The 9,567-nt window shown below is 61.5% G+C and carries 10 protein-coding genes; 9 read left to right on the top strand and 1 reads right to left on the bottom strand.

Annotation, left to right across the window (positions count from 1 at the left end; all coding sequences use genetic code 11):
* Positions 1-162 precede the first annotated feature (162 nt).
* Both xylG and QMX88_RS27475 read left to right on the top strand, forming a co-directional pair.
* Positions 163-1,749, top strand: a complete 1,587-nt coding sequence (gene xylG, locus QMX88_RS27480) for a D-xylose ABC transporter ATP-binding protein (protein WP_282373401.1) — start codon at positions 163-165, stop codon at positions 1,747-1,749.
* Positions 1,746-2,882: a sugar ABC transporter permease gene (locus QMX88_RS27475; RefSeq protein ID WP_192174285.1), complete on the top strand. Its 1,137-nt coding sequence runs from the start codon at positions 1,746-1,748 to the stop codon at positions 2,880-2,882. Before xylG ends, QMX88_RS27475 begins: the two co-directional genes overlap by 4 nt.
* Positions 2,883-3,025: 143 nt before the next feature.
* Here QMX88_RS27475 and dusA read toward each other — a convergent pair whose 3' ends face one another.
* On the bottom strand, positions 3,026-4,036 hold the full coding sequence (gene dusA / locus QMX88_RS27470) for a tRNA dihydrouridine(20/20a) synthase DusA (protein ID WP_282373400.1): 1,011 nt from the start codon (positions 4,034-4,036) through the stop codon (positions 3,026-3,028).
* A 457-nt stretch (positions 4,037-4,493) separates the two neighbouring features.
* Between dusA and QMX88_RS27465 the strand changes: the two genes are divergently transcribed.
* From QMX88_RS27465 to tal, 7 genes are all read left to right on the top strand, one after another.
* Entirely contained in the window at positions 4,494-4,937 is a 444-nt protein-coding gene (locus QMX88_RS27465; protein ID WP_282373399.1) for a CsgE family curli-type amyloid fiber assembly protein, read from the top strand.
* Positions 4,934-5,377, top strand: a complete 444-nt coding sequence (locus tag QMX88_RS27460) for a curli assembly protein CsgF (protein WP_282373398.1) — start codon at positions 4,934-4,936, stop codon at positions 5,375-5,377. The genes QMX88_RS27465 and QMX88_RS27460 overlap by 4 nt, the downstream gene beginning before the upstream one ends.
* A 60-nt stretch (positions 5,378-5,437) precedes the next feature.
* Positions 5,438-6,421 carry a hypothetical protein gene (locus QMX88_RS27455; RefSeq protein ID WP_282373397.1) on the top strand — a complete coding sequence of 328 codons (984 nt, stop codon included), beginning with the start codon at positions 5,438-5,440 and terminating at the stop codon, positions 6,419-6,421.
* Positions 6,422-6,473: 52 nt separating this feature from the next.
* Positions 6,474-7,376 (top strand): CsgG/HfaB family protein, encoded by a 903-nt coding sequence (locus tag QMX88_RS27450; RefSeq protein ID WP_192174289.1) that lies wholly within the window; start codon positions 6,474-6,476, stop codon positions 7,374-7,376.
* Complete coding sequence (locus QMX88_RS27445) at positions 7,360-7,869, top strand: curlin-associated protein (protein WP_282373396.1); 510 nt, start codon at positions 7,360-7,362, stop codon at positions 7,867-7,869. Before QMX88_RS27450 ends, QMX88_RS27445 begins: the two co-directional genes overlap by 17 nt.
* 5 nt (positions 7,870-7,874) lie before the next feature.
* Entirely contained in the window at positions 7,875-8,183 is a 309-nt protein-coding gene (gene csgH / locus QMX88_RS27440) for a curli-like amyloid fiber formation chaperone CsgH (protein ID WP_282373395.1), read from the top strand.
* Positions 8,184-8,523: 340 nt separating this feature from the next.
* Positions 8,524-9,450 (top strand): transaldolase, encoded by a 927-nt coding sequence (gene tal, locus QMX88_RS27435; RefSeq protein ID WP_282373394.1) that lies wholly within the window; start codon positions 8,524-8,526, stop codon positions 9,448-9,450.
* Positions 9,451-9,567: the final 117 nt, after the last annotated feature.

Genomic DNA, 9,567 nt, shown 5'->3' with positions numbered 1-9,567 from the left:
CGCGAATGCGGTGTTACAGCCAAAAAGTTTGTCAGGGCTGTCTGACCTCTTCGCGAGCAAGCTCGCTCCCACCAACGCTCATCTGCCGTGAGAGCTGCTGTGTGAAAACCAGTGCGGGCGGAGCTCGATCCCTTACTGGCTGCTTCTGCACGAGATCCCGCAATGTCCGATTACCTGCTGCAAATGAACGGCATCGTCAAATCCTTCGGCGGCGTCAAGGCGCTCAACGGCATCGACATCAAGGTGCGGGCTGGCGAATGCGTCGGCCTGTGCGGCGAGAACGGCGCCGGCAAATCGACGCTGATGAAAGTCCTCTCGGCGGTCTATCCCCACGGCACCTGGGAGGGTGAAATCTTCTGGGACGGCCAGCCGCTGAGGGCGCAATCCATCAGCGAAACCGAGGCCGCCGGGATCGTCATCATTCACCAGGAACTCACCCTCGTCCCCGACCTGTCGGTGGCGGAAAACATCTTCATGGGCCACGAACTGACCCTGCCGGGCGGGCGCATGAATTACCCGGCGATGATCCACCGCGCCGAAGCCTTGATGCGCGAACTGAAAGTGCCGGACATGAACGTCGCCCTGCCGGTCTCGCAATACGGCGGCGGTTATCAGCAACTGGTGGAGATCGCCAAGGCGCTGAACAAACAGGCGCGCCTGCTGATTCTCGACGAACCCTCGTCGGCCCTGACCCGCTCGGAAATCGAGGTCCTGCTCGACATCATTCGCGAGCTCAAAGCCAAGGGCGTCGCTTGCGTTTACATCTCCCACAAGCTCGATGAAGTCGCCGCCGTTTGCGACACCATCTCGGTGATCCGCGACGGCAAGCACATCGCGACCACGGCCATGGCCGACATGGACATCCCGAAGATCATCACGCAGATGGTCGGCCGCGAAATGAGCAACCTCTACCCCACCGAACCCCACAGCGTCGGTGAGGTGATTTTCGAGGCGCGCCACGTCACCTGCTACGATGTCGACAACCCGAAGCGCAAGCGCGTGGACGACATCTCGTTCGTGCTCAGGCGCGGGGAAATCCTCGGCATCGCCGGGTTGGTCGGCGCCGGGCGCACCGAGCTGGTCTCGGCGCTGTTCGGCGCCTATCCGGGTCGCTACACCGGCGAAGTGTGGCTGGACGGCAAACCCATCGACACGCGCACGCCGCTCAAATCAATCCGCGCGGGCCTGTGCATGGTGCCGGAGGACCGCAAGCGCCAAGGCATCATCCCGGACCTGGGCGTGGGCCAAAACATCACCCTCGCCGTGCTCGACAGCTTCGCCCACCTGACCCGCATCGACGCCGAGGCCGAATTGGGCAGCATCGACAAGGAGATCGCGCGCATGCACCTGAAGACTGCGAGCCCGTTCCTGCCGATCACCAGCCTGTCCGGCGGCAATCAGCAAAAAGCCGTGCTGGCGAAGATGCTGCTGACGAAGCCGCGGGTGCTGATTCTCGACGAGCCCACCCGCGGCGTGGACGTTGGCGCCAAGTACGAGATCTACAAACTGATGGGCGCGCTGGCGGCCAGCGGCGTGTCGATCATCATGGTGTCGTCGGAGCTGGCCGAGGTGCTGGGCGTCTCAGACCGGGTGCTGGTGATCGGCGACGGCCAGCTGCGCGGCGACTTCATCAATCAGGGCCTGACCCAGGAACAGGTGCTCGCGGCCGCGCTCAGCCAATCCGGCGACACTGCGTACAACAAAAACAATAACGACCGGCCCGATGCTGTGGGAGAAGCGCGTCAATGAATCAGCTCAAGCAACTGTTCACCCGCTACAAAATGCTCGCGCTGGTGATCGCCATCGCGGTGATCTGGCTGTTCTTCAGTTGGCAAACCGACGGGGGGTTTCTGACGCCGCGCAACCTGTCCAACCTGCTGCGGCAGATGTCGATCACCGGTATTCTGGCCTGCGGCATGGTGCTGGTGATCATCAGCGGCGAGATCGATCTGTCGGTGGGTTCACTGCTCGGCTTGCTCGGCGGCGTGGCGGCCATTCTCGACGTGGTCTACCACGTCCCGCTGCCGCTGAACCTGTGCATCGTCGCCGGATGCGGACTGTTGATCGGCCTCGCCAACGGCTGCATGACCGCGTACCTGCGCATCCCTTCATTCATCGTCGGCCTGGGCGGCATGCTGGCGTTTCGCGGGATTCTGCTGGGGATCACCGGCGGCACCACCATCGCGCCGGTGTCGCCGGAACTGGTCTACATCGGCCAGGGTTATCTGCCGCCGCTGGTGGGGATCGTGCTCGGCGTGCTGCTCTTCGCGCTGACGCTGTTCCTGACCTGGCGCCAGCGCAGCAACCGCGCGTTGCACGGGCTGGCCGCCCATTCGCTGGCACGGGACGTGGTGCGGGTCGTGGCGATCGGTGCCGTGCTGGCAGGCTTCGTCTACACGCTGAACAGCTATGACGGGATTCCAGTGCCGGTTCTGCTGCTGTTGGTCCTGCTTGGGGTGTTCAGCTACATCACCAGCCAGACCGTGTTCGGCCGGCGGATCTACTCGGTGGGCAGCAACATGGAAGCCACGCGCCTCTCCGGGATCAACGTGCAGGCGGTGAAGTTGTGGATCTTCGGCATCATGGGCGTCATGTGCGCCCTCGCCGGCCTGGTCAACACCGCCCGCCTGGCCGCCGGTTCGCCGTCGGCGGGCAACATGGGTGAACTCGACGCCATCGCCGCCTGCTTCATCGGCGGCACCTCCATGCGCGGCGGCTCGGGCACCGTCTACGGCGCCCTGCTCGGCGCCCTCGTCATCACCAGCCTCGACAACGGCATGTCCATGCTCGACGTCGACAGTTACTGGCAGATGATCGTCAAGGGCAGCATTCTGGTGCTGGCGGTGTGGGTGGATGTGAGTACGCGGGCGGGACGGCGGTGAGCGTGGATCCGGTCAGGCCGCTGCATTCTCGGCGCTTGGCAGACCGCCTTCGCGAGCAAAGTGGAGCGCCACCCCGGTCGCTCCCACACAAGGATTCCCCGTCAAGCCAATATGCGAGCCCGGCGCTGGAAGCAGTAGCTCACTCACCGCCCCTCCAGCAACTCCCCCGCCCGATCCAGCAACCCCAGCGGGTCGTCCGTCTTGTGAATGTCCACCGAGAGCATCTGCCGAAACTTGCGCGCCCCGGGGAAGCCGGTGCCCAGGCCCAGCACGTGGCGGGTGATGTGGTGCATCGAGCCGCCGTCGCGAAGGTGCGCTTCCACATAGGGCCTCATCAGCGCCAAAGCTTCGGCGCGAGTGATCTGCGGGGCATCGCTGCCAAACAGTTCGCGGTCCACGCCTGCCAGCAGGTACGGGTTGTGATACGCCTCGCGACCGAGCATCACGCCGTCGAAGGTGTTCAGGTGTTCCTGGCACTGCTCCAGGGTTTTGATGCCGCCGTTGAGGATGATCTCCAGCTCGGGAAAGTCCTGCTTAAGCTGCGCGGCGATGTCATAGCGCAGAGGCGGGATGTCACGGTTTTCCTTCGGCGACAGGCCTTCAAGAATGGCGATGCGGGCATGCACGGTGAAGCTGGTGCAGCCGGCATCGCGCACGGTGCCGACGAACTCACACAGCTGCTCGTAGCTGTCGCGTCCGTTGATGCCGATGCGGTGCTTGACCGTCACCGGAATCGTCACCGCGTCGCGCATTGCTTTGACGCAATCGGCGACCAACTGCGGATGCCCCATCAACACTGCGCCGATCATGTTGTTCTGCACGCGATCGCTCGGGCAGCCGACGTTGAGATTGACTTCGTTGTAGCCCGCCGCCTGTGCCAGCCGCGCACTGGCGGCGAGGTCGGCCGGGTTGCTGCCGCCCAGCTGCAGGGCCAGCGGATGCTCCGCCTCGTCGTGGCGCAAGAAGCGCTCGGTGTCGCCGTGCAGCAATGCGCCGGTGGTGACCATCTCGGTATAGAGCAGCGCATGCTTCGACAGCAGACGCAGGAAGAAACGGCAGTGACGATCCGTCCAGTCCATCATCGGGGCCACGGAAAAACGCCGTGAAGGCTCGGACGGCAGGCGGTCGGTGCGGGGTTCTGTGATAGGCAGCATGGGAGCAATAAGCAGGTCGGTCGAAGAGGACGCGCATTCTAACAGCTTGCACGCCCGGCTGAAGGGGACGCTGCTGAAACACGCCCCCCTTGCAGGACCGACTTCACCCGGGACTTGAATAAGCCGGTGGTGAAAAAAACGTTTAACAACTAACTCGACAACACGCAGTCATAACCTGAACTCACTTTCCAAACATTAGCAAGCTAACAACCTCCCGTTTAAGCACCCCCCCCATTAATTCTCAATAGACGCTATTTTAATAAGTCCGCTTCCTGGCAGATAATTTGACGCCATTGATTCGCACCCCTCTTGCGCCACCGCCTTTTAAACAAACTTATTTAAATAAGTACGTAAGTTGACGCCAACAAAATAAATGAACTTTATTTTAATTAACCACTGGCAAAGCATTTTTATTGAGATATAACAAGTAACAACCTGCACACACGAACGTACAAACATGACAACCCGTAAAGTCATCGGCTTATGGCTGCTGCCCCTGTGCGCCGCCACCACGGTGTTTGCCCAGCCCAGCGTGAACACTTCCACGACGGTTGAACAGCACCGGACTCTTAACTACCGTGATGTCGGCGGCATTGTGATCGGGCAGACCATGACCCTGGCAGGCCGGACGTTTTATGACAGTTTTGCAAACACCTGGCGAGAAAAAGATGAAGCGGAAACATTCACTGTGACCATCACCGAACGCCCTACTGCGCGTTTAGGCAGTCAGGTATTCGTGGATTATGGCAATCGCCGCTTGTTTCAAATGTTCCTGCCGCCCAACCGCACGCTTATTCCGGCCATTGCAGCCGACGCGGCCGGCCAGGTGTACCAGGCCATTCTTGATTATCAATTGGCACAATTCTTTGGCGACCCGGACATGGGACGAGACGAGCTATGAAAGCACTCACTATTAATCGCAGTTTGGTGGTTGTCGCCAGCCTCGCCTTGTTGGCCGGCATCTGTTCAGGCGTTCAGGCAAGCGAACTGGCGTATGTGCCGAACAACCCGTCATTTGGCGGCAATCCGCTGAACGGCCCGGTGCTGCTCAATCAGGCCCAGGCGCAAAACCATTACGTCGAGAAGTCTTCATCGTCGGGCGCTTCCGGGCAGACCGCGCTGACCCAGTTCAACAGCATGTTGCAGAGCGCGATTCTGAGCCGGGTGTCGTCGGCAGTGACGTCCAGCATCGTCGGTGCCAACGGCCAACTGGTGCCAGGCACCGTCGAAACCACCGACTTCCGCATCGCAATCACCAATCTGCAAGGCGGCCTGTTGCAAATCGTCACGACCGACAAGAACACCGGCCAGACCACCCAGTTTCAAGTGAATCAACCGTAACACCCGTCGCATCCGCTACCCCGCAACAACCCACTACAACATTGAATAAGGAAGATCATCATGCAAGCACGCAAGTCTTTACTGTCTCTGGCCATCCTGTTTGCTGTCTCCGGTGCGGCCATGGCCGACTCAAGCACCGTCAACACCACCCAGGCAGGTTCTGACAACGGACTGAACGTCGAGCAGCGCGGCGCCACCCAGTCCACTGTCACCGTCAATCAGAACGGCGGCCGTAACACCGCAGGCGCTATCAATCAGACGGCCACTTACAGCAACCTGACGATCAATCAGACCGGCTACTACAACCTCACCAGCGCCAAACAGGCCGGGAACAACAATACGGGCTCGATCACCCAGAACGGTGGTGGCCCTCAACCGCAGATCGCGAGCCTGGATCAGTCCGGTGGTTACAGCAAAGCGACCATCGATCAACAGTCCAACTACAGCACCAGCGCCTCCATCACCCAAGGCGGCGGCAACAACAACACCGCCAGCACTTCGCAAATCGGCAATAGCACTCGCGTCGGCACGACTGTCTCCCAAGCCGGCAGCTACAACCTGGCGAGCGTCTCGCAGCAGAGCAACAACAACACCGTCACCAGCAGTCTCACCCAGGCGGGCAACGGCAATACCGGAATTGTTTCGCAACGGCATAACTCCCAGCAGGTGTCCGCCACCCTGCAACAGAACGGCAACAACAACCTCGGCTCGATCCAGCAGAACGACACCCTCGTCACCACCGCCAACGCTCAACAGCGCGGCGACTTCAACACGCTTTCCGTTTCGCAGAACGGCGCTTTGCTGAAAGCCGACGTCCAGCAGAACGGCAACAACAACTACGCGTCCAGCACCCAGACCGGCCTCAACAACGAAGAAGCCCTGCTGCAGACCGGCAACAACAACCGCGCTGTCGTGAGCCAGACCGGCACGGGCACTTATCAGTCCGTCAACCTCGTCGGCCTGACCCAAACAGGCAACAACATGGTCGCCAACGTCAGCCAGACCGGCGGCAGCGGCAACAGGGCAACGATCTACCAACACTAAGATGATGTACCCCGCCAGGGTCTGGCGGGGTTTTCTTGCGGGAAGAAAAAGAATGCGCGTCCGCCCCCTCATGTTGATGTTCACTGCCGTCATACTGCTTGCCGGCTGCACCACGTCCCGGCCTGCTGCGACCATTTCCCCGGCCACGCTGTCGCCTGCGACCCAGAGCCTGCGTGACCTGACCCATCTGCCGGCACCCGCCGGACCGATCAGCGTCGCGGTGTACGGCCTGCGCGACCAGACCGGGCAATACAAACCGTCCCCCGACAGCTCGTTTTCCACCTCGGTGACCCAGGGCGCCGCGTCGTTGCTGATCAGCGCCCTGCGCGACTCACGCTGGTTCAAGCCGGTGGAGCGCGAGAATCTTCAGGACCTGCTCACCGAGCGCAAGATCATCCGCGCGCTAGAACAGCCCCAGGATCAGGCCCAGGTGCAACTGCCTGCCCTGCGACCGGCGAACATGATCATCGAAGGCGCCATCGTCGCCTACGAAAGCAACGTGCGCACCGGCGGCATCGGTGTTCGCTATCTGGGTGTCGGGCCGTCGGAGCTTTACCGCCAGGATCAGGTGACCGTCAACCTGAGGGCGGTGGACATCCGCACCGGCGACATCATCCAGAGCATCACCACCACCAAGACCATCTTCTCGATTCAGGTCGATTTCGGCATCTTCCGCTTCGTCTCCCTCAAGCACCTGCTGGAGGTCGAGACCGGGGTGTCGCGCAACGAACCGGTGCAACAATGCGTGCGCGAAGCCATCGAAACGGCGCTGATTCACATGATTGCCCAGGGTGCCCGTGACGGCAGCTGGAACCTGAAAAACCCCGCTGACCTGAACAAGCCGCTGCTGCAGGGCTATCTGCAGAGCTACGACGAACAGATGACCACCTTGCCGCTGGCTGATGCGGACAAGGACATCGTTGCCACAGGAGATAAGAATGGAACGCAACGCTAAAGGATTCGGCTGGATCGCAGCGGCGCTGCTGCTCACCGGCTCGCTCGCCCACGCGCAGGATCTGGTGCGCGAAGCACGCTACGCGGACATCACCGTCGGCAACAGCGTCGCCACCATTCTGCAGATCGGCGCCCATAACAATGCGCGCGTCGACCAAAGCGGGGCCCGACAGAATCAGGCCGTGAGTCAGACCGGCAGTCGCAACCAGGCGGTGGTCAATCAGAGCGGCGTCAACAACGGCATCACCGCGCAGCAGAACGGCACGGCGAACACCGCGCAGGTCAGTCAGTCGGGCAACAACAACCAGACCGGCGTGACGCAGCACGGCACCGACAACGCCGCGAGCGTGGTGCAGACCGGCGCCTACAATCAGGCCTTCGTCGGGCAGTATGGTCAGGCGAATCAGGCCAGCGTCACCCAGGCCGGATTCGGCGGCGCCGTCTCCATCAAGCAGTTCGGCGACAACATGAACGCCAGCGCGACCCAACGGTGACCTCGATGATGGACTTCACGCAGTTGGTGGTGACGGTTGACGCCCAGCGCAGCGGTTCGACGGTGGCGATCCGCCCGCACCTGGAAAATCCTGCGCCGCTGACGCTGCAGTACCGAATGACCGTCAGGCAGACCAGCGCGCAAGGCACGTCGGCCATCAACCAGCAGGGCGATCTGCAGAACGGCGTCGCGGCGAACAGCGTGAGCCTCACCCTGCCAGCCGAGGCGACGTGCCAGGTTCATCTGGAAGTCTTCGACCGGACCACGCTGATCAAAGCGGTGGACAGCGATTGCGGCGAGACACCCGCTCGCTGATTCAGACCGCGGCAGGTTTGCGAGGATCAGCCGCTCAGAGCACCCTGCCCGGGCCGGTCCCTGACCGTCGGCGGATTAGATGCCAGGCGCCGGGAACATCCCGGGCGGTCCGGGCTCCAACCAGTCTGGATCGAGTATCCGCCCTCCTCGGGAACCGACAGACCATGACCCCGCGCCGCCCTTTGTAAAAAGCTCGCATCGCCCGGATCATGGCTGACGCGCAGGCAGGCCGTTTGCGCAAACGCAGGCGTCTAAACCGGCGTGTCTGTCGCGGTTTACGCCCTTGAGTGACCGGCGGCGCTCGGGTAATGTCAGCACAACCACAGGACAGAGCACGCTCATGACTTCCAAGCTGGAACAACTCAAGCAATTCACCACCGTCGTGGCCGACACCGGCGATTTCGCTGCCATCGAAAAACTCAAGCCCGTCGATGCCACCACCAACCCTTCCCTCTTGCTCAAGGCCGCTTCCAGCGACAGCAACGCTGATCGCTTGAAAGAAGCGTTCACCGGCAGCAACAACGACATCAACGTCGCCAGCGACCGTTTCGCCGTCGCCATCGGCCGCGAGATTCTGAAAGTGGTCCCGGGCCGCGTCTCCACCGAAGTGGACGCACGCCTGTCATTCGACACCCAGGCCTGCATCGAACGCGCCGACCGCATCGTCGGTTTGTACGAAGATTTCGGTATCGGTCGCGACCGCATCCTGATCAAGCTGGCGTCAACCTGGGAAGGCATCAAGGCCGCCGAGGCGCTGGAAAAGAAAGGCATCCAGTGCAACCTGACCCTGCTGTTCTCTTTCGCTCAGGCCCAGGCCTGTGCCGACGCCGGCGTGTTCCTGATCTCGCCATTCGTGGGTCGCATCTACGACTGGTACAAGAAAGCCGAAGGCAAAGACTACGTCGGTGCGGAAGATCCGGGCGTGCAGTCGGTGACCCGCATCTACAACTACTACAAGGCCAACGACTACAAGACCGTGGTCATGGGCGCCAGCTTCCGTAACCTCAGCCAGATCGAAGAGCTGGCCGGCTGCGACCGTCTGACCATCAGCCCTGACCTGCTGCAGAAGCTGGCAGAAGACAACGGCACGCTGGTGCAAAAACTCAAGCCAGGCAATGGCGGCGAGCCACGCGTGACCCTCAACGAAAGCCAGTTCCGCTGGGCTTCCAACGAAGACGCCATGGCCACCGAGAAACTGGCCGAAGGCATTCGTCAGTTCGCCCGTGACCAAGTGGCACTGGAAAAGATGCTGTCGGCCAAAGCCTAAAGCGTCAGGCATGTAAAAAGGGCGGCACCTGTGAGGGTGCCGCCCTTTTTTATTGCCTCGGTTCAGGACCGGGGCGTGTTTCTGATCTTGCTGATGGCGCTTCTACTGGTGTTCGAG

Origin of the sequence: Pseudomonas sp. PS02290, assembly GCF_029960075.1 — a bacterium.
Classification (GTDB): Bacteria; Pseudomonadota; Gammaproteobacteria; order Pseudomonadales; family Pseudomonadaceae; genus Aquipseudomonas.
Note: the sequence above shows the minus strand (reverse complement) of the source record. Positions and strands in the feature narration are given on the sequence as shown.